The sequence below is a fragment of the Enterobacter sp. Tr-810 genome (genome assembly GCF_011752765.1).
Classification (GTDB): Bacteria; Pseudomonadota; Gammaproteobacteria; order Enterobacterales; family Enterobacteriaceae; genus Enterobacter; species Enterobacter soli.
Window position 1 is genome coordinate 21,311 of record NZ_VWWW01000003.1, and the last position, 24,945, is coordinate 46,255.

Consider the following 24,945-nt stretch of genomic DNA (forward strand, 5'->3'; position numbering starts at 1 on the left):
ACAACCTGGTTCACATTGTTCATGTTTTAGCAGGCACGAAAAATCAAAACGCCGGACGATTCGCAAGGCTTTAGCTTCTCGCTTTTATCGCTATCCGGTACACTCCACTGTGTTATTTCATCAATACTGAAGGATTATCCTCATGTACCAGGATCTTATTCGTAACGAACTGAACGAAGCGGCGGAAACGCTGGCCAACTTTCTGAAAGATGATGCCAATATTCACGCTATTCAGCGCGCGGCGGTCCTGCTGGCCGACAGCTTCAAAGACGGTGGCAAAGTGCTCTCCTGCGGTAATGGTGGCTCTCACTGCGACGCAATGCACTTCGCCGAAGAGCTGACCGGACGTTATCGTGAAAACCGCCCAGGGTATCCGGCGATTGCGATTTCTGACGTTAGCCACATCTCCTGCGTGAGTAACGATTTTGGTTACGACTATGTCTTCTCGCGTTACGTCGAAGCGGTTGGCCGTGAAGGTGATGTTCTGCTGGGCATTTCTACCTCTGGCAACTCCGGTAACGTGATCAAAGCGATTGCTGCTGCGCGTGAAAAAGGCATGAAAGTCATCACCCTGACGGGTAAAGATGGCGGTAAGATGGCGGGTACTGCGGATATCGAAATCCGTGTTCCGCACTTCGGTTATGCTGACCGTATTCAGGAAATTCACATCAAAGTGATTCATATCCTGATTCAGTTGATTGAAAAAGAGATGGTTAAGTAAGAAGGCTATTTTATTTGCCATTTTGAATCCGGGCAGTGCTCGAAATCCTCACGTACTACGTGTACGCTCCGGTTTCTGTGCGCTGTCCGAATCCAAACTGGCTGCAACAATTACGCCTTCCCGCGTTAAGGCGTTTGTGGAGGTGATGTATGTGCGAATTGCTCGGGATGAGCGCCAATGTGCCAACCGATATCTGCTTTAGTTTCACCGGGCTGGTTCAGCGCGGTGGGGGAACCGGGCCGCATAAAGACGGCTGGGGCATTACCTTCTACGAAGGCAAAGGCTGTCGCACGTTCAAAGATCCACAGCCCAGCTTTAATTCACCTATCGCCAAACTGGTGCAGGACTATCCGATAAAGTCTTGCTCTGTTATCGCGCATATCCGCCAGGCGAATCGCGGTGAAGTGGCGCTGGAAAATACCCATCCCTTTACCCGTGAACTGTGGGGCCGCAACTGGACTTACGCGCACAACGGGCAGCTTTCTGGTTATAAATCGCTGGAAACCGGTAACTTCCGCCCGGTCGGGGAAACCGACAGCGAAAAAGCTTTTTGCTGGCTGCTACATAAGCTGACGGAGCGCTATCCCCGCACGCCTGGCAACATGGCATCGGTGTTTAAATACATCGCAACGCTGGCGTCTGAACTCCGCGAAAAAGGCGTGTTCAACATGCTGCTATCTGACGGTCGCTATGTGATGGCATTCTGCTCGACGAATCTGTACTGGATCACTCGGCGTGCACCGTTCGGCGTTGCGACGCTACTCGATCAGGATGTGGAGATAGACTTTCAGAAGGAGACCACACCGAACGATGTGGTCACCGTAATTGCAACGCAGCCGCTGACGGGCAACGAAACCTGGCAAAAGATTATGCCAGGCGAGTGGGTACTATTTTGCCTCGGGGACCGAGTAGTTTGACGCCAGTTGTGGCTGGACGACTTCGTGGCTCAGAGGTTTACTGACGACATAGCGGCCATCCACAACCGAAACGACAGGCGGCTTATGCGTTTGCTCGAAGTAGTCGTATCCAGGTTTCAGCTGTTTCCAGAAATCTGCATAGTAAGAGTACTTGTGGCGCGCCATGTTGGCATCGGTCATGCGGAATGGATAGATGCTGACCTGAACGTTTGACTGACCAAAGACTAACGCGCCCGTGACAAACTGGAAAATCTCATCAATGCCGGTGTCGGTCATCGCATAACAGCCGATAGACACGCACGCACCGTGGATCATCAGGTATTTACCTTCGTAACCGTGAGCACGGTCATAGGCATTCGGGAAGCCGATGTTAATGGCTTTATAGAAGCGGCTGTCAGGTTTTAACTGGCTACGCTGAACGTTGTAAAACCCTTCCGGGCTTTTAAAATCGCCCTGACGCTGTTTTGGCCCCAGACCACCGGAGTAGTTACAAATCTTGTAACTGTCGAGCAGCTGGTATGTCTCACCCATTTTCACAAACAGGTCGAGTGTGCGTTCTTCCTTGAAGATTTGAATATAAACCGGTGATCCCATTAACTGTTGTTTATATTCTTTGCTGATCGGCGTGGTGGAGCTGTTGCTGCTGAGCAGCCCGGCAAATGACACGCACGGAATCAGAAGCATCGCAATGAACAATGCGATTTTACGCATACTACTAGTTCCTTGATAAAACTAAGACCAAATTGCCAGGACGGCAAAAGAAACCCGAAATCAGATTATTCTGGACAGGAGCGCTCACATTAGCACCGCTGTAGTTTTTCGCAAGAGTGAACGAGCGAGTTTACAAAATAGTTTTACCTTATAACTCATCCTGGCCGCGCTGGCGTTAGGAACTTTGCGCAATAGCTCGCATTTTGGCACGTCCGGCGGCAGTTCCGCTGCCCCTGAAAGGGGGAAAAATGGTACACTTCGGGTCCTCTGGATTGTTGTTCATGGATACTTGCTAACCACATGTTTAGAATCAGAAAAGGACTTGATCTCCCGATCGCAGGCGTGCCAGAACAGCACGTTTCACAAGCCCCTCATATTCGTCATGTCGCCATTTTAGGGGCTGATTACATCGGAATGCGCCCCTCTATGCTGGTGCAGGAAGGGGAACGGGTCATCAAAGGACAGGCGCTCTTCGAAGATAAAAAAAATCCGGGCGTGATGTTCACTGCACCTGCCAGCGGCACCGTTGTGGCAATCAACCGTGGCGAACGCCGTGTATTGCAGTCGGTTGTTATCCGTATTGAAGGTAACGAACAGCGCGAGTTTGCACGGTTTGACGTCGCTGATCTCGCTACCCTGAAGCGTGAAGTTGTGCAGACACAACTGCTGGAATCCGGCCTGTGGACGGCATTTCGCACGCGGCCGTTCAGCAAATCCCCGGTGCCCGGTTCTGTTCCTGCCGCCATCTTCGTCACGGCTATCGATACCAACCCGCTTAGTGCAGACCCGCAGCCTCTTATCTTTGCGCAGCGTAAAGCGTTTGATGCCGGGCTTACCCTGCTGACGCGGCTGACGACCGGGAAAGTCCACGTCTGCCAGGGCAGTGGCGGCAAGCTTGGCGGTCATCCGCAAGGGCAGGTTACCTTTAACGAATTTGCCGGCCCGCATCCGGCAGGCCTTGCCGGAACGCACATTCATTTTCTTGAACCCGTTAGCCTGACGAAGCAGGTCTGGCACCTTAATTATCAGGATGTCATTGCTATCGGTAAGCTCTTTACTGAGGGCGAATTGTGTTCTGAACGGGTGATCGCCATCGGTGGGCCGCAGGCTGTGAATCCACGTCTGGTGCGCACGTTGCTGGGGGCGGATATCTCTGAACTGTTGTCGGGTGAAGCAAAAGAGGGTGAAAACCGTCTTATCTCTGGCTCGGTGCTCAGCGGCAGGCAGGCCACCGGCGCGCAGGCCTTTCTGGGGCGTTTTCACTTACAGGTCAGCCTTGTGCAGGAAGGGCGCGAGAAAGAGCTGTTTGGCTGGGTGCTACCTGGTGCGGATAAATTCTCCGTTACCCGCACTACGCTTGGGCACTTCCTGCGCCACAAGCTCTTTAACTTCTCAACCAGCACCCACGGCGGTGAGCGTGCAATGGTGCCGATTGGCAACTACGAGCGCGTGATGCCGCTCGATATCCTGCCAACCCTGTTGCTGCGCGATCTGCTGGCCGGAGACAGCGACAGCGCGCAGGCGCTTGGCTGCCTGGAGCTGGATGAAGAAGACCTGGCGCTCTGCACCTACGTTTGTCCAGGAAAATACGAATACGGACCCGTGTTGCGCGAGGTGTTAACCCGCATTGAGCAGGAAGGATAACTGATGGGCTTAAAACACCTCTTCGAAAAAATGGAGCCGCACTTCTTACAGGGCGGCAAGCTGGAAAAGTACTACCCGCTGTTTGAAGCCACCGCGACCGTTTTCTACACGCCAGGGCTAGTCACGAAAGGCGCTACGCACGTTCGTGACGCCATTGATCTTAAAAGGATGATGATCCTGGTCTGGCTCGCTGTTTTTCCGGCCATGTTCTGGGGCATGTACAACGTCGGCCTGCAAACCATCCCGGCACTGCACCACCTGTATGATGCGCCGCAGCTGGCACAGGTTATTCAATCAGACTGGCATTATCGTCTTGCTCATCTGCTGGGCGTGAGCTTTAGCGCGGATGCTGGCTGGATAAGCATGATGACGCTGGGGGCGGTTTTCTTCCTGCCGATTTACCTCACGGTCTTTATCGTCGGTGGGTTCTGGGAAGTCCTGTTCGCTATTATTCGCAAACATGAAATCAACGAAGGTTTCTTTGTCACCTCCATTCTGTTTGCCCTGATTGTGCCGCCAACCTTACCTCTGTGGCAGGCTGCGCTTGGCATCAGCTTCGGGGTGGTGATTGCAAAAGAGATCTTCGGCGGAACCGGGCGCAACTTCCTGAACCCGGCACTGGCGGGGCGCGCATTCCTGTTTTTTGCCTATCCGGCACAAATCTCTGGCGACCTGGTCTGGACGGCAGCAGATGGCTTTTCCGGTGCGACTCCGCTTTCTCAGTGGGCGGCTCGCGGCGGTGAAACGCTGGTTAATAACGCCACGGGGCAACCCGTTACCTGGTTTGATGCCTTTATTGGCAACCTTCCGGGGTCGATTGGTGAAGTCTCTACGCTGATGATTTTGCTCGGTGGGGCCATCATTCTGTTCGGACGAGTGGCCTCCTGGCGCATTGTCGCGGGTGTGATGCTGGGTATGGTGCTCACTGCCACGCTGTTCAATGTTATCGGCTCTGCCACCAACCCAATGTTCTCTATGCCATGGTACTGGCATCTGGTTCTGGGGGGTTTTGCTTTTGGCATGATATTTATGGCAACCGACCCTGTTTCGGCCTCATTCACCGACAAAGGGAAATGGTGCTACGGCGCGCTTATCGGCGTGATGTGTGTATTGATTCGCGTGGTCAACCCGGCGTATCCGGAAGGGATGATGTTGGCCATTTTGTTTGCCAACTTGTTTGCGCCGCTATTCGATTATCTGGTGGTACGCGCCAACATTAAGCGGAGGAAGGCGCGTGGCTGATATCAAAAATAACGACAGCACCGGCAAAACGCTGCTGGTGGTGCTGGTGCTCTGCCTGGTGTGCTCCATTGTGGTGGCGGGCTCTGCCGTGGGGTTAAAACCGCTTCAGCAGGAGCAGCGCGCGCTGGATAAACAGCGCAACATCCTGGCGGTCGCCGGGCTTATGCAGGACGGGATGAGCGCTGATGAGGTGGCAAAAATCTTTGCTGAACGCATTTCCTCCCGGCTGGTGGATCTCAAAACAGGTGAGCTGCTGGACAGCGACCCTGCCAAATTTAACCAGGCACAGGCACTGAAAGACCCGCAGATGAGCATTGTGCTGGAGGCATCGCAAGATCCGGCCGGTATTAAGCGACGCAGCAATCTTGCGGAGATCTATCTGGTACGCGACGAGCAAAAACGCGTGCAGGAGCTGGTGCTGCCGATCTACGGCAATGGCCTGTGGTCGATGATGTATGCCTTTGTTGCGTTAGAGACGGACGGCCGCACGGTGAAAGGCATTACCTATTATGACCAGGGCGAAACGCCGGGGCTCGGTGGTGAAATTGAGAACCCTAACTGGCGGGCGCAGTTTATCGGTAAAAAGGTGCTCGATGATAACGGATTGCCCGCGCTGAAAGTGATGAAAGGTGCGGCGCGTCCAGGTGATGAGTTCGCAGTGGACGGGCTTTCCGGGGCAACACTCACGTCCAACGGCGTGCAGCACAGTTTTGACTTCTGGATGGGCGAGCTGGGGTTTGGCCCCTTCCTGAAAAATGTACGTGAAGGAGCGCTGAACAATGGCTGATGCGGGTGAATTGAAAGAAGTGAAAAAGGTACTCATTGGCCCACTTTTAGCCAACAACCCGATTACGTTGCAGGTGCTTGGCGTCTGTTCAGCACTGGCGGTGACCACGAAACTGGAAACTGCACTGGTGATGACCGTCGCGGTGACGCTGGTCACGGCATTTTCCAGCATGTTTATCTCCATGATCCGCCACCACATTCCGAACAGCGTGAGGATCATCGTGCAGATGGCAATCATCGCGTCGCTGGTGATCGTCGTCGATCAGCTGTTGCGCGCTTTTGCCTATGAAACCTCAAAACAGCTCTCGGTGTTTGTTGGCCTGATCATCACCAACTGTATTGTGATGGGGCGCGCGGAAGCCTACGCCATGAAAATGCCGCCGCTGGCGAGCTTTATGGATGGTATCGGCAACGGCCTGGGTTATGGGGTCATCCTCCTGACGGTGGGCTTCCTGCGTGAGTTAATCGGCAGCGGCAAGCTGTTTGGTATCACGGTGCTGGACACGGTGCAAAATGGCGGCTGGTATCTGCCAAACGGGTTGTTCCTGCTGGCCCCAAGCGCATTTTTCATTATCGGTTTGCTGATCTGGCTGATTCGTACGTTGAAGCCAGAACAGCAGGAAAAGGAGTAACCGACAATGGCTCATTACCTGAGTTTGTTTGTGCGCGCGGTGTTTGTTGAAAACATGGCGCTCGCGTTTTTCCTCGGCATGTGTACGTTCCTCGCGGTGTCCAAGAAGGTGTCGACGGCCTTTGGTCTGGGTGTGGCGGTCACTGTGGTGCTCGGATTATCTGTACCGATTAATAATCTGGTGTACAACTTTGTCCTGCGTGATGGCGCGCTGGTTGAGGGGGTCGATCTGAGCTTCCTTAACTTCATCACCTTTATTGGTGTGATTGCGGCACTGGTACAAATACTCGAGATGATCCTCGATAAATACTTCCCGTCGCTTTATAACGCGCTGGGGATCTTCCTGCCGTTGATCGCGGTGAACTGCGCCATCTTCGGTGGCGTGTCGTTTATGGTCCAGCGTGATTACAACTTCAGTGAATCCATCGTTTACGGCTTTGGTTCCGGTATTGGCTGGATGCTGGCGATTGTCACCATGGCGGGGATCCGCGAAAAAATGAAATATGCCAACGTGCCCGCAGGATTGCGTGGCTTAGGGATCACCTTTATCACCACCGGGCTGATGGCGCTGGGCTTTATGTCCTTCTCCGGCGTGCAGCTCTGAGGGCTTCGATATGGAAATTATTCTTGGCGTGGTGATGTTCACGCTTATTGTGCTGGTACTGTCTGGGCTGATTCTGGCTGCACGCTCTAAGCTGGTGAACGCCGGAGACGTCATTATTGATATTAATGATGAGCCGCAGAACCAGATCCGCACTCCAGCGGGTGACAAACTGCTTAACACGCTTTCGGGTAACGGGATATTTGTCTCCTCGGCCTGTGGCGGCGGTGGCTCCTGTGGGCAATGCCGTGTAACTGTGAAAGAGGGCGGCGGAGACATTCTGCCAACTGAACTGGCGCATATCACGAAGCGTGAAGCGAAAGAGGGCTGCCGCCTGGCCTGTCAGGTTGCGGTGCGCCAGAACATGAAAATTGAGCTGCCGGAAGAGATTTTCGGCGTCAAAAAATGGGAGTGCGAGGTTATCTCTAACGATAACAAAGCCACTTTCATCAAAGAGCTGAAACTGCGCGTGCCGGATGGGGAAGATGTACCCTTCCGCGCAGGTGGATATATCCAGATTGAGTGCCCGGCGCACACCGTTGCTTACGCCGATTTCGACGTGCCGAACGAATATCGCGCCGACTGGGATAAATTCAATCTCTTCCGCTTTGTGTCTGAGGTCAACGAGCCGACGTTGCGCGCTTACTCTATGGCGAACTACCCAGAAGAGAAGGGCATCATTATGCTCAACGTGCGTATTGCTACGCCGCCACCGGCTGTGCCGAATGCCCCGCCGGGCGTAATGTCGTCTTATATCTGGTCATTGAAAGCGGGCGATAAAGTGACTATTTCCGGTCCGTTTGGCGAATTCTTTGCTAAAGAAACGGATGCTGAAATGGTGTTTATCGGCGGTGGAGCAGGGATGGCGCCGATGCGTTCGCACATTTTCGACCAGCTTAAACGGCTCGGCACCCAGCGAAAAATGAGCTTCTGGTACGGCGCCCGTTCGCTGCGCGAGATGTTCTATGACGACGAGTTTGAACAGCTGGCGCGTGAAAACCCGAACTTTACCTTCCACGTGGCGCTGTCCGATCCGCAGCCGGAAGATAACTGGACAGGTTACACCGGCTTCATCCACAACGTTCTCTATGAGCACTACCTGAAGCAGCACGCTGCGCCAGAAGATTGTGAGTTCTACATGTGTGGCCCGCCAATGATGAACGCGGCAGTGATTAAGATGCTCAAAGATCTGGGTGTGGAAGATGAGAATATCTTACTGGATGACTTTGGAGGCTGATGATGCTGACGTTTCTGGCAACCTTTTTGGTGTTTGTGCTGGTGGTGCTTGGCATGTCGCTGGGCTGGATCATTAAGCGCAAAAGCATTCAGGGCAGCTGCGGCGGCATCTCTTCAATTGGGATGGAAAAAGTCTGCGATTGCCCGGAGCCGTGCGACGCGCGGAAAAAACGGATGGCCCGCGAACAGCAACGCATTATTTAAGTTTTTGTCGGCCGGGTAAGGCGGGGCCGCCGCCCGGCGTTCTTACATCCACTTCTCAATCCTCATAAATTTACTGTATACTTATCCAGTGATGAGTGAGGGCTTACTATGCGCAAAATAATCCATGTGGATATGGACTGTTTTTTTGCCGCAGTGGAGATGCGTGACAACCCGGCGCTGCGGGATATTCCTATCGCTATTGGCGGTAGCCGCGTCCAGCGCGGAGTGATCAGCACCGCCAATTATCCTGCGCGCAAATTCGGCGTACGCAGCGCCATGCCCACGGCGATGGCGCTGAAGCTCTGCCCGCATCTCACCCTTCTGCCTGGGCGGTTTGAGGCCTACAAAGAAGCATCTGTTCATATCCGGGAAATCTTCTCCCGCTACACGTCGCTGATTGAACCGCTATCGCTGGATGAGGCCTATCTGGATGTCACTGACAGCGTCCACTGTCACGGCTCCGCCACGCTGATGGCACAGGAGATCCGCCAGACTATTGCCCGTGAGCTGAACTTAACGGCATCGGCAGGCGTTGCGCCGGTGAAGTTCCTCGCAAAAATCGCCTCAGATTTGAATAAACCAAACGGCCAGTACGTCATCACCCCGGATGACGTTCCGGCCTTTTTAAAAACATTGCCGCTTGGGAAAATACCCGGTGTCGGGAAAGTCTCTGCCGCGAAGCTGGAAAGCATGGGGCTGCGGACCTGCGAAGATGTGCAGTGCAGCGATCTCGCCATGCTGCTTAAGCGTTTCGGGAAGTTTGGCCGCGTCCTGTGGGAGCGCAGTCAGGGCATTGACGAGCGCAGCGTGAATAACGAGCGACTGCGTAAATCCGTTGGCGTGGAGCGGACGCTCATTGAAGATATTCATGACTGGGCTGAATGCGAGGCCATTATTACCAGGCAACTTTACCCGGAGCTGGAGCGACGCCTGGCAAAGGTGAAACCAGACCTGTTGATTGCCCGCCAGGGGATCAAACTCAAGTTCAATGATTTTCAGCAAACTACCCAGGAGCACGTCTGGCCGCGCCTGAATAAAGACGATCTTATTGCGACGGCAAAAAAAGCCTGGGAAGAACGACGAAGTGGAAGAGGGGTTCGGCTGGTGGGATTACACGTCACGCTGCTGGATCCACAGCTTGAGCGACAGCTGGTATTGGGATTGTAAAAAAGCCCGGTAGCGCTATGCTTGCCGGGCTTGTCTCACTTTGTGATGAGGGTTTTACTTCGCAGGAATTGCTTTCAGCAGTTCAGTCAGCAGGGTCCAGTAGTGGCCCACGCTTTCGATATGAACCTGCTCATCCGGGGAGTGTGGCCCGGTGATGGTTGGCCCGATAGACACCATATCCATGTCCGGATACGGTTTTTTGAACAGACCACATTCCAGACCTGCGTGGATCACCTGAATGTTCGGGGTGCTGTTGAACAGACGCTGGTAAGTTTCACGCACCAGAGCCATTACCGGTGAGCTTGCATCCGGCTGCCAGCCTGGATAGCTACCTTTAGCGGATGTTGTCGCGCCAGCCAGTTTGCCCAGAGATTCCAGCATACTGACAACGTACTCTTTACCGCTGTCGATAAGTGAACGGATCAGGCAGATGATTTCTGCGCTGTCGTCGCTCATGGTCACAACGCCCACGTTCAGAGAGGTTTCTACAACGCCTTTTGCGACGTCAGAGTTGCGAATCACACCGTTTGGCGTGGCATTCAGCAACTGAATAAAGCTGTCGCGAGACTGTGCAGTCAGAGCGGCTTTATCTGTCGATACCGATTCCAGAACCACGGTCAGGTTTTTCTCTTTAACGGACAGCTCGTTTTTCAGGATATCCAGATAAACGCTGGAGAGCTTTTTCAGCTCGTCGGCTTTTGCCGCTGGCACTGCAACGGTAGTAAATGCTTCACGCGGGATTGCGTTACGCAGCGTACCGCCGTTGAAATCAACCAGACGCAGGTCCAGCTCAGCCGCGTGGCCAGCCAGGAAGCGCGCCAGCAGTTTGTTGGCGTTACCCAGACCTAAGTGAATATCGCCACCAGAGTGACCCCCTTTCAGGCCTTTCAGCGTCAGCTTGAAGGTCTGGAAACCAGCAGGAATCGCTTCACGGGACAGCGGCAGCGTGGAGATGAAATCGATCCCGCCTGCACAACCCATGTAGATCTCGCCTTCTTCTTCGGAGTCGGTGTTGATCAGGATATCCGCTTGCAGCCAGTTAGCTTGCAGGCCGAACGCACCGTCCATACCGGCTTCTTCGGTCATGGTCAGCAGCACTTCCAGTGGACCGTGCTCAACGCTGTCGTCTGCCAGCACAGCCAGGGCAGATGCCATGCCAATACCGTTATCCGCACCCAGCGTGGTGCCGCGTGCTTTTACCCAGTCGCCGTCGATATAAGGCTGGATAGGATCTTTAGTGAAGTCGTGAACGGTATCGTTGTTTTTCTGTGGAACCATGTCCAGGTGCGCTTGCAGCACAACCGGTTTACGGTTTTCCATGCCTGCGGTTGCAGCTTTGCGGATCAGAATGTTGCCAACCTGGTCGCGTTCGGTGTGCAGACCTTTTTCTTTCGCCCAGCCAATAATGTGTTCGGCAAGCTGTTCTTCATGGTAGGACGGGTGTGGAATGGAACAGATTTTGGCAAAAATATCCCACAGCGGCTGTGGAGATAATTGAGACAGTTCAGACACGATAAGTCTCCTTGTCGATGCTCTGCAAACATTGATGCAGGTCACAGGGTTAGCAGGTTAATAGTTACCACAAGTCAGGCTTGCGAGATGCAACTGAGAATACCACTTTCTCTGGTTGCTGGTAGCATAAAGCATGTAAAAACTCGGGCTCAGGGCGCTAAACACTGGTTTTTAGTGCGTCAGATCTCTATAATCTCGCGCAACCTATTTCCCCCTTGAACACTTTTTAAGCCGTATACAAACAGGCTGGGACACTTCACATGAGCGAAAAATACGTCGTCACCTGGGACATGTTGCAGATTCACGCACGCAAACTGGCTGCGCGTCTGATGCCTTCCGAGCAGTGGAAAGGCATTATTGCCGTTAGCCGTGGTGGTCTGGTGCCGGGCGCACTGCTGGCACGTGAGCTGGGTATTCGTCATGTCGATACCGTATGTATCTCCAGCTATGATCACGACAACCAGCGTGAACTGACCGTGCTGAAACGCGCCGAAGGCGACGGTGAAGGCTTCATCGTTATTGACGATCTGGTCGATACTGGCGGTACTGCGGTTGCGATCCGCGAAATGTACCCTAAAGCACACTTCGTCACGATCTTCGCGAAACCTGCTGGCCGTCCGCTGGTGGATGATTACGTGATTGATATCCCTCAGGATACCTGGATTGAGCAGCCGTGGGATATGGGCGTGGTCTTCGTTCCACCTATCTCTGGTCGTTAATTCCTGCGCGAAATTATTTTAACGCCCGGAAATGCCGGGCGTTGTTTTTTTTAGCTTGTGGCGAGTTACAATAGTCTCTATACGATGTATTCATGGAGGCAATGCAATGACGCAGGCAAACCTTAGCGAAACGCTATTCAAACCCCGCTTTAAACACCCTGAAACGTCGACGCTGGTGCGCCGGTTTAACCAGGGCGCTATGCCTTCAGTACAGTCTGCATTAGACGGCAAAAATGTGCCTCACTGGTATCGAATGATTAACCGCCTGATGTGGATCTGGCGCGGAATCGATCCCCGCGAAATCCTCGACGTGCAGGCGCGTATCGTGATGAGCGACGCCGAACGGACTGACAGCGAACTCTACGACACCGTGGTCGGTTATCGTGGTGGAAACTGGATATACGAATGGGCTAAACAGGCGATGCTCTGGCAACAGAAGGCCAGCCAGGAAGAGGATGCCACTCTGAGCGGCCAGCACTGGCTCCATGCAGCCAACCTCTACAGCATTGCTGCTTACCCCCATCTGAAAGGCGACGAACTGGCCGAACAAGCGCAGGCGCTTGCAAACCGTGCTTATGAAGAAGCCGCCCAGCGTTTGCCGGTCCGGATGCGTGAACTGGAGTTCACTATCCCGGGAGGCGCCCCCGTGACCGGGTTCCTGCATATGCCTGATGGCGAAGGTCCATTCCCTGTTGTGTTAATGTGCGGTGGTCTGGATTCACTTCAGACTGACTATTACAGCCTTTTTGAGCGCTACTTTGCACCAAAAGGGATCGCGATGTTAACACTTGATATGCCGTCTATTGGCTTCTCCTCTAAATGGAAACTGACCCAGGATTCGAGCCTGTTGCACCAGCACGCGTTAAAAGCGCTGGAGAATATCCCGTGGGTTGACCACACCAGAGTGGCCGCTTTCGGTTTCCGCTTTGGCGCGAACGTTGCGGTGCGTCTGGCTTATCTTGAATCTTCTCGTCTTAAAGCTGTTGCCTGTCTTGGCCCGGTGGTTCATGCGCTTTTAAGTGAACCTGCTCGTCAGGGGAGCGTACCGGAAATGTATCTGGACGTACTGGCCAGCCGACTTGGTATGCATGATGCATCTGATGAAGCGCTGCGCGTTGAACTGAATCGTTACTCATTAAAAATGCAGGGCTTGCTGGGAAGGCGTTGTCCGACGCCGATGCTGTCCGGTTTCTGGAAAAACGATCCGTTCAGCCCGGAAGAAGAGTCGCGCTTAATCACATCGTCATCTGCGGATGGCAAACTGCTTGAGGTACCGTTCAGCCCGGTGTATCAGAATTTTGACAAAGCGCTAAAAGAGATTACGCGCTGGATCACGCAGAGATTGTGTTAAGAGATTGCTAAATTTTGATGGTTTGGTAAAACAGTGGCTTCACAAAAGGAGATCGCAATGACGTTACCGAGTGGACACCCGAAAAGTAGACTGATTAAGAAGTTCATGGCTCTTGGCCCGTATATTCGAGAAGAGCAGTGTGAAGAGAATCGCTTTTTTTTCGACTGCCTGGCTGTATGCGTCAATGTGAAGCCTGCACCCGAAAAACGTGAATTCTGGGGCTGGTGGATGGAAATGGAAGCCGAGGAAAAACGTTTTACTTACAGCTATCAGTTTGGTCTGTTTAACAAAGACGGTAACTGGCAAGCTGCGCCAATCAAAGATCAGGAAGTGATCGATCGCCTGGAGTACACGCTGAAAGAGTACCTCGGCAAGGCAAGCGCATTGCTGGCGACGCTGGATCTGAAGCTTGAACCCGCAGATGACTTTTCCAGCGAAGCGGTGAAGCTAACGGCTTGATGATGAAACAGTGCCGGGTAGCGGCTTCGCCTTACCCGGCCTACAAAATGCACTATATCGTAGGCCCGGTAAGCGCAGCGCCACCGGGCAAATAAAAAAAACCGGCTAAAAGCCGGTTTTTTTTATTTCTACATTATTAGAACTGGTAAGTCATACCCAGCGCAACGATGTCGTCGCTGCTCAGACCCAGTTTGTTATTGTCATCCAGTTGGTTGATTTTATAATCAACAAACGCTGACATATTTTTGTTGAAATAATAGGTCGCGCCCACATCGATATATTTCACGAGATCTTCGTCGCCGATACCTTCGATATCTTTGCCTTTAGACTGAACATAGCCCAGGGACGGACGCAGACCAAAATCAAACTGGTATTGTGCAACCACTTCGAAGTTCTGCGCTTTATTCGCAAAACCACCGGAAATTGGGGTCATGTTGCGGGTTTCGGAGTACATGGTCGCCAGGTAAATATTGTTGGCGTCATATTTCAGACCGGTTGCCCAGGCTTCCGCTTTGTCACCCTGACCGCGGGTCAGCAGGTTCTGATCATTGGTACGGTCAGAGTTGGTGTACGCGCCGCTGATGGCGAAGTCGCTGCCACCGAAGTCATACGTTACAGAAGTACCGAAACCGTCGCCGTTCTGCTTTTTGGCGTCACGGTTTTCGTTTTTACCCTGGTATTGCAGGGTCACATCCAGGCCATCAACCGCGCCGAAGAAGTCGGTGTTACGGTAGGTTGCCAGGCCGCTGGAACGCTTGGTCATGAAGTTATCGGTCTGACCAGAAGAGTCGCCGCCGAATTCAGGGAACATATCTGTCCAGGCTTCAACGTCGTACAGGGCGCCCAGGTTACGACCGTAGTCGAAGGAGCCGAAGTTTTTCAGTTTCAGACCAGCAAACGCCAGACGGGTTTTCTGTGAAGAATCGCTCTCTGCTTTGTTACCAGAAAACTCAGCTTCCCAACGACCGTAACCGGTCAGCTGATCGTTAATCTGAGTTTCACCTTTGAAGCCGAAACGTACGTAAGTCTGGTCACCATCTTTAGAGGCATCATCACTGATATAGTGCATGGCTTTTACTTTGCCGTACACGTCCAGTTTATTGCCATCTTTATTATAAACTTCGGCTGCGTGTACAGATGCGGAAGCAACAACGCCCATTACCACTAATGCCAGAATACTCTTTTTCATTTTCAATCCTGAGTTTTATAAACGCGCTAAAATTCGCTGAGCAATGAACACCTGTTCTTGCCCCGTGAAAAACAGGAAGGGTTTTAACGTTCTGGAATTAAAGTTTTATGACAATTTGAGAATTAATTTAAAAAACTGTGATTTATTATTTCAGTAATAAAATTGTCAAAATCTGCCGCTACGCTTACTGATCCCGCGCAACAAAGTGTTCCACATTGTGCGAAGGCAGTTGGCAACGGGGCTGAGTCCTGCTAAAACGTTCGTTTGACATCATTTTCCCTTATTGTTGAACGGCAGAGAATCATGAGTGACAGCCAGACGCTGGTGGTAAAACTCGGTACCAGTGTTTTAACAGGCGGATCGCGCCGCCTAAATCGCGCCCACATTGTTGAGCTTGTACGTCAGTGCGCTCAGTTACATGCCGCAGGGCATCGAATTGTGATTGTGACTTCCGGGGCAATTGCTGCCGGGCGTGAACACCTGGGCTACCCCGAACTCCCCGCGACGATAGCATCCAAGCAGTTGCTGGCCGCCGTGGGACAAAGCCGACTCATTCAACTCTGGGAACAACTGTTTTCTATTTACGGCATTCACGTCGGCCAGATGTTGCTGACGCGTGCGGATATGGAAGACAGAGAACGCTTCCTGAACGCCCGCGATACGCTGCGTGCGTTGCTCGACAACAATATCGTTCCTGTCATTAACGAAAACGACGCCGTCGCGACCGCTGAAATCAAAGTGGGCGATAACGATAACCTTTCAGCGCTGGCCGCCATTCTGGCCGGGGCGGATAAATTGCTGCTGCTGACCGATCAGCAAGGGCTGTTTACCGCCGACCCGCGTAACAATCCAGACGCTAAGCTGATAACCGATGTTCACGGTATTGATGATGCGCTGCGTGCCATCGCCGGGGATAGCGTGTCTGGCCTTGGTACCGGTGGTATGGGGACCAAACTGCAAGCGGCGGACGTCGCATGTCGTGCAGGCATCGACACCGTTATCGCGGCCGGTAGCCGTCCTGGCGTGATTGGCGATGTGATGGAAGGCCTCTCCGTAGGGACGCGCTTCCACGCGCAGGAATCGCCACTGGAAAACCGTAAGCGCTGGATTTTTGGTGCGCCTCCGGCAGGTGAAATCACCGTAGACGAAGGGGCGACCTCCGCAATTCTGGAAAGAGGGAGTTCATTACTTCCAAAAGGAATTAAAAGCGTGACAGGTAACTTCTCCCGTGGTGAAGTGATTCGTATCCGCAACCTTGCAGGACGCGACATCGCGCACGGTGTCAGTCGCTATAACAGCGATGCGCTGCGCCGTATTGCCGGGCACCATTCCCAGCAGATCGATGCGATCCTGGGCTATGAATATGGCCCGGTTGCCGTGCATCGTGATGACATGATTATTCGTTAAGGAGCCTGAACATGCTGGAACAAATGGGCGCAGCTGCCAAAGCCGCCTCGTACAAACTGGCGCTCCTTTCCAGCCGCGAGAAAAACCGCGTGCTGGAAAAAATCGCTGATTATCTGGAGTCACAGTCTGCTGACATTCTGCGAGCCAACGAACAGGATTTAGCTGAAGCCCGTGAAAATGGGCTGAGCGAAGCGATGCTCGACCGCCTGGCGCTGACGCCGGCACGCCTGAAAGGTATCGCTGACGATGTGCGTCAGGTGTGCAACCTGGCTGACCCGGTAGGGCAGGTGATTGATGGCGGGCTGCTCGACAGCGGTTTACGTCTTGAGCGCCGTCGCGTGCCGCTCGGCGTTATCGGTGTTATCTATGAAGCGCGTCCGAACGTGACCGTGGATGTGGCTTCTCTGTGCCTGAAAACCGGCAACGCGGCCATCCTGCGCGGTGGAAAAGAGACCTGGCGCACCAATGCCGCAACGGTAAAAGTCATCCAGCAGGCACTGGAAGAGTGCGGTTTACCCGCAGGCGCTGTTCAGGCCATTGAAAGTCCGGATCGCGCGCTGGTGAATGAAATGCTGCGTATGGACAAATACATCGACATGCTGATCCCTCGCGGTGGTGCAGGCCTTCACAAACTGTGTCGTGAGCAGTCGACGATCCCGGTTATCACCGGCGGTATCGGTGTGTGTCATATCGTTGTAGACGACAGCGCCGAAATTGAACCGGCGCTGAAAATCATCGTGAATGCGAAAACGCAGCGTCCAAGCACCTGTAACACGGTCGAAACGCTGCTGGTTCATCAGGGGATCGCGGATGCCTTCCTGCCTGCTCTGAGCAAGCAGATGGCGGACAGTGGTGTCACGCTGCACGCCGAAGCTAACGCTCTGGCGTTGCTGAAAGAGGGCCCTGCGACAGTGGTTCCGGTAAAAGCAGAGCAGTATGACGATGAGTTCCTGTCGCTGGATCTGAACGTGAAGGTGGTAGCCGATCTTGATGACGCCATTGCGCACATCCGTGAACACGGTACGCAGCACTCTGACGCGATCCTGACCCGCACGCTGCGCAATGCCGACCGCTTTGTGAACGAAGTGGATTCATCTGCGGTATACGTGAATGCTTCAACCCGCTTCACCGATGGCGGCCAGTTCGGTCTGGGCGCTGAAGTTGCCGTAAGTACCCAGAAGCTGCACGCGCGCGGCCCGATGGGGCTTGAAGCACTGACCACCTACAAGTGGATCGGTTTCGGTGATGATACGATTCGTGCGTAAATAAGCGTGGGTGGTGCAAAAATAGCCGTTTGATTCGCAAGGCCATTGACGCACCACCCTGTTAGATCTACTCTTTTGCCCCGTGGTTACGCTCGTAACCGGCCTTTCAGGGCCGATATAGCTCAGTTGGTAGAGCAGCGCATTCGTAATGCGAAGGTCGTAGGTTCGACTCCTATTATCGGCACCATCTCAAATCAAGTGATTACCTAACATCCAAGTAGATCACATTCTCCTCTTGCGCCGTATTTGTGACATTCCGACCAATAATCGCGTCAACTTTGCTCGTGTGCTCGGTAAGAAATTCGACCTGAAAAATGATGGAACTGACCGGAAGGGGCTACTTATCGCATTTTCCAGCTATATCGCCAATGAAAGACTTCGTCGATGTTATCTGCTGAAAAGCAGGAATATTCATAACCTTTGTATACATTACTTTTTTATCTGTTGTGACAGACCATGTCTCAACAGTGATGCCACCACCTGCCTGATAGCTACCTACGATGGTGTTGCTTGAGAGTGGGACATACCTCATATCTGAGAGAGGTTCGCCTGAGAGAGTTGTTACTGATGCCTTATCGTCATTAATGATCATCTTGAAAGAAGCACCCGTTATCTGGTCATCAATAAATTCATATTCGTCCTGGCTAAATGAAGCTTTACCTTTAAGGCCTGAAATGATCCAACAGTCTGCATAGGACATTAAAGGCAAAGACATAAGTATGAATGCAATTATAGAGCGTCTCATATGAACTTCTCCCTGGCTTCAGCTACAACACCAATAATCTTGCCATTACCATTAATGGGAATCATCGGCCACAAAGGAATAAGATCCTTATAAATACCTCTGACCACCATCAATTACCAATTTTGTGAAAGACGCCTCGTTCGCATCAATCAGATTTGTAACCACTAAGGTTCCATTAATTGTTCCTCTTCCTGTGCCTACCTCAGGAATGTCTGACCCGACAGGAGATGCCATAGAATCACCTTCAATCTGGAATCAGAAACCATCTCCATGACAATGGTTATCACTGCGGTACCATTCTGCAATAGCTTTTAGATAGTACGGCTCACAAGCTTCCGAGCATACGCCAGTGCTAACCAGGCTTATCGGCGGATACTTTCCTTTAGGATTGTTTGGGGCAACATAAGTTATGTTCGAATCCGGGGAACTTTTCAATAACCAATCGACATTAACGCCCAGATCTGGAGCAAGTTCTGGTAAAAAATTCAGGGCGCTTGGACTTTCCGTCTCAAGCTATTCTATTGATTGCTGAGAAGTCCCAACCTTCCACGCAAAATCTACTCTCGCCACTATATTCAACACACTGTCACCCCATAACGCCCCCTTTTAGTGCATCTCTTGCCAGCGCCAATCCCTTAGAGCAACCCCACGCTGGCGCTGTCACGTCCCGACATCTATTTTTACTATTGGACAAAAAATGAACTGATGACTATGTTTTAAAATGGCTGTCAATGTTGGCGTACAAGAATCACCTATAGCGAAACGGATAAAGGTGCAGGCGCGAATGCAAGCTAAAGCAAAACGATTGATTAAATCCCTTTTTTTCCATGAAACCTGGGATATTTTGATTGCTAAAAATAACCGTTCACATGCATTTCCTGCTAACACTCTGGACATTCTGAGTCATGCCAGGACTAAACAGCTTAAAAAGAAATATACGTTTCAGGCCGATCCTTTCATTATTGAAAAAGACGATAAAGTCTACGTTTTTTATGAAGCGATGAACTTTCGGGATTCGCAGGGAACATTACGCTGCCGGATACTTAATGCCGAACTTGATGAGCTTGAGGATGTAAAACTCGAAGGGTTCGATAACATAAAGTGCCATTTATCATTTCCTTTTTTATATCAAAGTAATGATAAGCTTTTCATGATCCCTGAATCATCAGAAAGAAAAGAGGTTATTTTATTCGAGTCCACGGATTTCCCTGTTCACTGGCGCCAGGTCAAGGTTTTAATCTCTGATATCGCCTTAACGGATAACATTCTTTTTGAATTGAATGGGGTTTTGTATCTGGCATCCACAACGATGGATGATGAGCTGGTTATCCATACAGCCCATGATATTACGGGGCCGTGGCAAAAAATAACCCCAGAGCTACATATTTCGAATCCGTATCATCGCGGGGCAGGCGCACCTTGTAGGGTAAATGGTAAAACGTACTTCTTTACTCAGGAGTGCACCCCGGAAAGCTACGGTAAGTCAGTTTATATAAAAGAGTTAGTCACGCTTAACGCTCACAACTTTGTTGAGAATCTTATTGAACAGATAAATTCTGGCATCAATCAGAGCGACGGCGTGCATACGTTGAACTTCACAGATAACTTCATTGTATATGATAGTAAAATCAATAAATTCAGTCTTTTTTCAGCGCTGAAAAAAGTTAACTATAAATTGAAGGTTAAATCCAGAAAAAACGCGCTTGCAGGGTAGCGTTAATATAATCCGTTAATAACAGTAGCATTGGTAAATCAATAGTTGTTTACACCAAATATATTTGGAGACTGTATGGCAATTCTTGTTACTGGTGGAGCTGGCTACATTGGTTCACATACCGTTTTGACTCTCCTGGAGAGAGGGGATGACGTTGTTGTCATCGATAACCTCTCGAATTCCTCACAAAAATCGCTGGACCGGGTCGCAGAGCTTACCGGGAAAAAGCCTGTGGTTTACATTGATAACATACTGAACAGAGACGCGCTGAAAACCATATTCTCCAGCCATAACATCACCGATGTTATTCATTTTGCTGGATTAAAATCGGTCTCCGAGTCAATCAAAGAACCGCTTGCCTATTATGAAAATAATGTCACGGGTACCCAGGTTTTACTCAATGAGATGTTAGCGGCTGGGGTGAAGCACTTTATTTTCAGTTCTTCCGCTACGGTGTACGGTAACCCGGAAAAAATTCCGTTAAGTGAACAATCCCGGACAGGTGACTGCACTAACCCGTACGGCACGTCAAAATTGATGGTTGAAAAGATTCTGGCGGATTTCTCACGCGCACAGCCCCAGTTCCGCATTACCTGTTTGCGTTATTTTAACCCTGTTGGCGCACATCCCTCAGGCAGAATTGGCGAAGATCCTGGTGGTATCCCTAACAATCTGGTTCCTTATATTTCCCAGGTGGCAATTGGGAAGCTGGGGAGCGTGTCGGTATACGGCAATGACTATCCAACCCCAGACGGTACAGGTGTGCGTGATTACATTCATGTGATGGATCTGGCAACCGGCCATTTAGCGGCGCTGGATTCTGTAGATAAAGGTGCGGCATATAAGATCATTAATCTCGGTACCGGTATCGGTTATTCCGTTATTAATCTTATTGAAGCCTTTGAAAAAGCGTCACAAAAGAAGATTAGCTATAAGATTGTCGGAAGAAGGCCGGGAGATATTGCTGAGTGTTGGTCTGACCCGTCTCTGGCACGTAAAGAGCTGGGTTGGGTGGCGACACACAGTCTTGATGAGATGATGCGTGACACGTGGAACTGGCAAAAAAATAATCCTGATGGCTATAAAGTGTAATGCTTAGCAGCAAGGAGTCTGGTTTCCAGGTTCCTTGCTGCTACTGTCTGCCGCAACGCCCGCCACAGGTCTGCTCATAACAATGGTCTTTCAGAGTTGTTCGCGAGCACCAGGCCGCCAGGTCTAAAATCTGGCTGCGGACTGCTCAGAAGTTCTGTATATAACGTCATTAATGAATCCATATGTTTGTTCAGGGAGTACACTTCACTCAAACGTCTGCGCCCCTGCAAGCCCATATTCCGCGCTTTCTCCTGACAATCGGCCAGCGTATCCATCGCATTTGCCAGATCTTGTGCATTGCCGGGTTCAAATAAGATCCCTTCAATCCCGTCACGAATTTGTTCAGGGATCCCGCCAATCCGTGACCCAATCACCGGTTTACCCAAAGACATCGCTTCTAACACCGCCATAGAGCAGTTCTCATTGCATTCCGAAGGCAGGATCACCGCCCGGGCTCGCTGAATAAGCGAATTGAGCGCATCACCTTGTTGGACATACCCTAAAAACTCAGCCTCCGGGTACTGAGCAACCAGCTTGTCATACAACGGGCCATTGCCCACTATTTTCAGCGGGGTCTTATTCTTCATTTTCTGATGCGCCGCCAGCAATGTTGCCACGCCTTTTTCATGGCTCAGGCGACCAAAGTACAGCATATAGCCGTCATCGCTCACGTCCTCAACGGGATGGCTATCATCAACGCCATTCACGATCACATCGATACGCGAATCAGGCAGAGTACGCAGTAACACGCCACGTAAAAAGGCGCTGGGTGAAACAATCACATCCAGAGCCTGGTAATTTTGGGCAATATATTGCCAGGTCGCCTCTAACGAGAGCAGCAAGCTCTTTGAGGCCGCACCGCCCTGGCATTTATACCTAAAAGCATTGAATACCGACCCGGTGATACAGGCATCACAGACCTTACCCTCGCGCAGCATGGAGTAGGCGGGGCACACAATCTTATAGTCGTGCGCAGTCAGCACCGTCTTGCAGCCAAAATTGCGCGCCACTTTGATAAGCGACGGTGTCATCTGGTGGTAAATGTTATGGAAGTGGACGATATCCGGTCGCTCTTTTTCCAGTAGCGCCTGCATCTTTTTACAGGCCCGGCTGTTGTGAATAAAATTTACCGCCGTTTTGAGCCCCCCAATCAGATTACTCTCCTGATGGTAATCGACATTGCTGATGAAATAATCCGAATAATCAGAAGGGATGTTTTTTTCATGCTGCATGGAGAAATCAATCACCTGGACACCCGCATGTTTCAGCATGGTGCGCTCCTGAAAATAAACGGTTTCCGCACCGCCTTTGATAAAAAAGAACTTATTCACTAATAAAATTTTCATTGCGCTTGCCTTGATTGTTCGTAAACAATTTTATTGTTTTGTGGACTTAGCGGATCGTGTACAGGATATATCATCCATTTAACACGTCGCCCCAGAAAGTACAGCTAAGTTCATACGCTTTGTAAGCCGTACGACAACGACCGATTCTGAATTATTTCAACCACATAAAGACAAGTAATGGCAAAAAAGCGATTTCGAAAATCTCAAATGTAAAATTATATTCTTAATGACCACCCCATAATTGTTTCAGGGGAAATTCATTCGATTTCTATATATTCATTGAACAGGTACACAACAACGATGTCATTATCCGTATTCGACTGTTCAAACGGCTACGCGTCCTGCATATAATAAGCAACATACCAATAACGACAGGCTTACACAACAGTATACACAAAGAGGTGGCGTTCAGATTCGGGGTGTAGCGCAACATGATTAGCATGAGAGCGCCGAATCAGTGTGGCTGGTGATGTTTCATGCGGGGCAGGTGGCTGAATAATCACACTTTTCATAAATGATGCATGATATATTTTTAGCCCTGATGTGAACGTAATTTTTTGTAATTATTCGGCATGGAAAAACATATCTAACTTGTTAGGGGGATAGTTGGTAATGAAAATGTATTAGCATCTAACCTGTTTATAATACGATTTATCCCTTCAATTAAGCCTGTCAGTATAAAAGCCTCTCGTTATAATCAATTTTTACGCCTGGAAATAGTACTTTCAGGTGATGGAAAATTTATGACGAGGATTTACGCCTGTCCACTTTTAATTTCTAGATAAAACATCCCCATTCTTACAAATGGGGATGTTTAATTTAAACACCTTTATCCCGACATCACGCCGTCATAAACGCATCCAGATCATCCGCATTTTTAATGATTTTATCGTCATCAACGCCATGTGCCTGTGCAAGCGTGATGCTTGCTTCCAGCAGCTGACGGTTATTTTCGACATTAAAGGCCGCCGCTGTCAGTTCGCCCAGAGCGGCAAATTCAGACAAGATACGGTTAAGCACTTGTTGTTCGATAGCATCTAACCGGCGGGAAAATTCATCCATGCGTGCCTGCAACGCCTGACGCGCTTTACCGTCCAGACTTTTGGCAACGGTGACCATAAACTTCCCGGAAATCGAACCAATGAGCGCCCCCAGCACCGGCACGGGAATCAACGCCTGTCCCGCGACGGTCATGGCACCGACGATGGCCGATTCTGCGCAGACGATAAGCCCAAGGTCGGTGAACTCATCCAGACCAATCTCCCCGCGCTGATAAGAGTGCGCAAGGCTTGCCACACCTTTAGTCGCGGTGACCAGCGCGCTGGCGAAAGGGGCGCCCATCGACGCGTAGTTGGTCAGGGTATAAATCGCCCCGGCGGATACGCCACCGACAGCCGCGCCTTTCAGCGAGTCCAGCCCAACGTCCTGCCAGTCCTGGGCATTGAAGTCGCCACGGAAGATATTTTTGCCGTCGCGGTATTTACGGTATATCCCGGTGCCGAGGGCAAAGGCGCCACCCACCGCGGCCCCCATCGCCGTTGCGCGCATCCCTTCGGCCAGCGAAGGCTGATGGTCGTCGATGATTTCAGCGCGTTTCGCGTCGTTTTGTTTGGCCAGCTCCTGATCGTGCTTGTCGAGCGTCTCGTCGATTTTACCCAGCTGCACATCCTTGTAGTCAGAGACCCCCGGGCGCACTACGTCGGCAAAAGGACGTTGCGTTTGCCTTTCAATTTCATCGACTTTTGCTTTAATCGCCTCAATTGTGCTCGATTTAAGTCCTTCAACGGGTTTGCCGTCGAGAACGTCCTGAATCTCCTGCCAGGTATCTTTCGGAATATGGTAGAACGACCCATCCTTGCCGAAATTGGGGTAGGTTTCCATGTGCTTCAGGACATGCATCAGGTTATTGTTGGTGCCGTTAATGAATTTGGACTGAACATCCAGGCCATCAATCAGATAATCTTGCGAAGCGGTGCGACCCACTCCCTCAAACGTGGCGCGAAAGGTGGAGGCATCCTGTAGCCTCTCTTCAATGGCCTGCTCAGAATTGCGCACTGCCACCTCAACCTGCTCGGCGATTTCTCCATGTTTGGTGCTCATGCTGCCGAGAATATTGCCCGGCGAGGCGACAAAATCACGCACCTTCTGCATTTGTTCACGAGCCAGATCAAACGCAATATCCTGTCGAGAGAGCGTTAAAATCTCATCGTTAATACGCGCCTGGTTGAGGGCATTAACCGCACTCCCGATGAGCTGATCGCCCACCGGGGTATGACTTTTCATCCC

The 24,945-nt window shown here is 51.3% G+C and carries 23 protein-coding genes and 1 tRNA gene; 18 read left to right on the forward strand and 6 right to left on the reverse strand.

Annotation, left to right across the window (positions count from 1 at the left end):
• Positions 1-142: 142 nt before the first annotated feature.
• Both lpcA and F3J30_RS10205 read left to right on the forward strand, forming a co-directional pair.
• Positions 143-721 carry a D-sedoheptulose 7-phosphate isomerase gene (lpcA, locus tag F3J30_RS10200; RefSeq protein ID WP_014069013.1) on the forward strand — a complete coding sequence of 193 codons (579 nt, stop codon included), beginning with the start codon at positions 143-145 and terminating at the stop codon, positions 719-721.
• 149 nt (positions 722-870) lie between these two features.
• Positions 871-1,638 carry a class II glutamine amidotransferase gene (locus F3J30_RS10205; RefSeq protein WP_166717174.1) on the forward strand — a complete coding sequence of 256 codons (768 nt, stop codon included), beginning with the start codon at positions 871-873 and terminating at the stop codon, positions 1,636-1,638.
• On the opposite strand, the gene dpaA is transcribed toward F3J30_RS10205, so the two are convergent.
• Entirely contained in the window at positions 1,609-2,349 is a 741-nt protein-coding gene (gene dpaA, locus F3J30_RS10210) for a peptidoglycan meso-diaminopimelic acid protein amidase (RefSeq protein WP_014069015.1), read from the reverse strand. The two genes, F3J30_RS10205 and dpaA, sit on opposite strands and share 30 nt — an antisense overlap.
• Positions 2,350-2,649: 300 nt before the next feature.
• On the opposite strand from dpaA, the gene F3J30_RS10215 reads away from it, so the two are divergent.
• The 8 genes from F3J30_RS10215 (at position 2,650) to dinB (ending at position 9,860) form a co-directional block, all read left to right on the forward strand.
• Positions 2,650-3,993 carry a Na(+)-translocating NADH-quinone reductase subunit A gene (locus F3J30_RS10215; RefSeq protein WP_166717175.1) on the forward strand — a complete coding sequence of 448 codons (1,344 nt, stop codon included), beginning with the start codon at positions 2,650-2,652 and terminating at the stop codon, positions 3,991-3,993.
• Positions 3,994-3,996: 3 nt separating this feature from the next.
• A complete protein-coding gene (locus F3J30_RS10220; RefSeq protein ID WP_166717176.1) occupies positions 3,997-5,235 on the forward strand; it encodes an NADH:ubiquinone reductase (Na(+)-transporting) subunit B in 1,239 nt (412 codons plus the stop codon).
• The gene (locus F3J30_RS10225) at positions 5,228-6,022 is read left to right on the forward strand and encodes a Na(+)-translocating NADH-quinone reductase subunit C (protein ID WP_014069018.1); all 795 of its coding nucleotides are present in this window, start codon (positions 5,228-5,230) and stop codon (positions 6,020-6,022) included. The genes F3J30_RS10220 and F3J30_RS10225 overlap by 8 nt, the downstream gene beginning before the upstream one ends.
• A complete protein-coding gene (locus tag F3J30_RS10230) occupies positions 6,015-6,653 on the forward strand; it encodes an NADH:ubiquinone reductase (Na(+)-transporting) subunit D (RefSeq protein ID WP_014069019.1) in 639 nt (212 codons plus the stop codon). Before F3J30_RS10225 ends, F3J30_RS10230 begins: the two co-directional genes overlap by 8 nt.
• Positions 6,654-6,659: 6 nt before the next feature.
• Positions 6,660-7,256, forward strand: coding sequence for an NADH:ubiquinone reductase (Na(+)-transporting) subunit E (gene nqrE, locus F3J30_RS10235; protein ID WP_014069020.1), 597 nt, complete (start codon positions 6,660-6,662; stop codon positions 7,254-7,256).
• 10 nt (positions 7,257-7,266) lie between these two features.
• Positions 7,267-8,490 (forward strand): NADH:ubiquinone reductase (Na(+)-transporting) subunit F, encoded by a 1,224-nt coding sequence (nqrF, locus tag F3J30_RS10240; RefSeq protein WP_166717177.1) that lies wholly within the window; start codon positions 7,267-7,269, stop codon positions 8,488-8,490.
• Between the two features lie 2 nt (positions 8,491-8,492).
• On the forward strand, positions 8,493-8,693 hold the full coding sequence (gene nqrM, locus F3J30_RS10245; protein ID WP_166717469.1) for a (Na+)-NQR maturation NqrM: 201 nt from the start codon (positions 8,493-8,495) through the stop codon (positions 8,691-8,693).
• A 108-nt stretch (positions 8,694-8,801) separates the two neighbouring features.
• Positions 8,802-9,860: a DNA polymerase IV gene (gene dinB / locus F3J30_RS10250; protein WP_166717178.1), complete on the forward strand. Its 1,059-nt coding sequence runs from the start codon at positions 8,802-8,804 to the stop codon at positions 9,858-9,860.
• Positions 9,861-9,914: 54 nt separating this feature from the next.
• On the opposite strand, the gene pepD is transcribed toward dinB, so the two are convergent.
• Positions 9,915-11,372, reverse strand: coding sequence for a cytosol nonspecific dipeptidase (gene pepD / locus F3J30_RS10255; RefSeq protein WP_014069024.1), 1,458 nt, complete (start codon positions 11,370-11,372; stop codon positions 9,915-9,917).
• Between the two features lie 260 nt (positions 11,373-11,632).
• On the opposite strand from pepD, the gene gpt reads away from it, so the two are divergent.
• The 3 genes from gpt (at position 11,633) to crl (ending at position 13,901) form a co-directional block, all read left to right on the forward strand.
• A complete protein-coding gene (gene gpt, locus F3J30_RS10260) occupies positions 11,633-12,091 on the forward strand; it encodes a xanthine phosphoribosyltransferase (RefSeq protein ID WP_010427903.1) in 459 nt (152 codons plus the stop codon).
• Between the two features lie 106 nt (positions 12,092-12,197).
• The gene (frsA, locus tag F3J30_RS10265) at positions 12,198-13,442 is read left to right on the forward strand and encodes an esterase FrsA (RefSeq protein WP_166717179.1); all 1,245 of its coding nucleotides are present in this window, start codon (positions 12,198-12,200) and stop codon (positions 13,440-13,442) included.
• Positions 13,443-13,499: 57 nt separating this feature from the next.
• Entirely contained in the window at positions 13,500-13,901 is a 402-nt protein-coding gene (gene crl, locus F3J30_RS10270; protein WP_166717180.1) for a sigma factor-binding protein Crl, read from the forward strand.
• Between the two features lie 136 nt (positions 13,902-14,037).
• On the opposite strand, the gene phoE is transcribed toward crl, so the two are convergent.
• The gene (gene phoE, locus F3J30_RS10275) at positions 14,038-15,090 is read right to left on the reverse strand and encodes a phosphoporin PhoE (RefSeq protein ID WP_166717181.1); all 1,053 of its coding nucleotides are present in this window, start codon (positions 15,088-15,090) and stop codon (positions 14,038-14,040) included.
• Positions 15,091-15,393: 303 nt separating this feature from the next.
• Between phoE and proB the strand changes: the two genes are divergently transcribed.
• From proB to F3J30_RS10290, 3 genes are all read left to right on the forward strand, one after another.
• On the forward strand, positions 15,394-16,497 hold the full coding sequence (gene proB / locus F3J30_RS10280) for a glutamate 5-kinase (RefSeq protein WP_014069029.1): 1,104 nt from the start codon (positions 15,394-15,396) through the stop codon (positions 16,495-16,497).
• Positions 16,498-16,508: 11 nt separating this feature from the next.
• Positions 16,509-17,762, forward strand: a complete 1,254-nt coding sequence (gene proA / locus F3J30_RS10285) for a glutamate-5-semialdehyde dehydrogenase (protein WP_014069030.1) — start codon at positions 16,509-16,511, stop codon at positions 17,760-17,762.
• Positions 17,763-17,873: 111 nt separating this feature from the next.
• Positions 17,874-17,949: transfer RNA gene (locus tag F3J30_RS10290), tRNA-Thr, on the forward strand.
• Between the two features lie 150 nt (positions 17,950-18,099).
• Here F3J30_RS10290 and F3J30_RS22635 read toward each other — a convergent pair.
• Entirely contained in the window at positions 18,100-18,507 is a 408-nt protein-coding gene (locus F3J30_RS22635; protein ID WP_247650547.1) for a hypothetical protein, read from the reverse strand.
• A 784-nt stretch (positions 18,508-19,291) separates the two neighbouring features.
• Between F3J30_RS22635 and F3J30_RS10300 the strand changes: the two genes are divergently transcribed.
• On the forward strand, positions 19,292-20,221 hold the full coding sequence (locus F3J30_RS10300; RefSeq protein WP_166717471.1) for a hypothetical protein: 930 nt from the start codon (positions 19,292-19,294) through the stop codon (positions 20,219-20,221).
• Between the two features lie 75 nt (positions 20,222-20,296).
• A complete protein-coding gene (gene galE / locus F3J30_RS10305; RefSeq protein ID WP_166717182.1) occupies positions 20,297-21,313 on the forward strand; it encodes a UDP-glucose 4-epimerase GalE in 1,017 nt (338 codons plus the stop codon).
• Positions 21,314-21,387: 74 nt separating this feature from the next.
• Here galE and F3J30_RS10310 read toward each other — a convergent pair whose 3' ends face one another.
• Together F3J30_RS10310 and F3J30_RS10315 are read right to left on the reverse strand one after the other, a co-directional pair.
• Positions 21,388-22,659 carry a glycosyltransferase family 4 protein gene (locus tag F3J30_RS10310; protein ID WP_166717183.1) on the reverse strand — a complete coding sequence of 424 codons (1,272 nt, stop codon included), beginning with the start codon at positions 22,657-22,659 and terminating at the stop codon, positions 21,388-21,390.
• Positions 22,660-23,499: 840 nt separating this feature from the next.
• The gene (locus F3J30_RS10315) at positions 23,500-24,942 is read right to left on the reverse strand and encodes a hypothetical protein (protein ID WP_247650549.1); all 1,443 of its coding nucleotides are present in this window, start codon (positions 24,940-24,942) and stop codon (positions 23,500-23,502) included.
• Positions 24,943-24,945 lie beyond the last annotated feature (3 nt).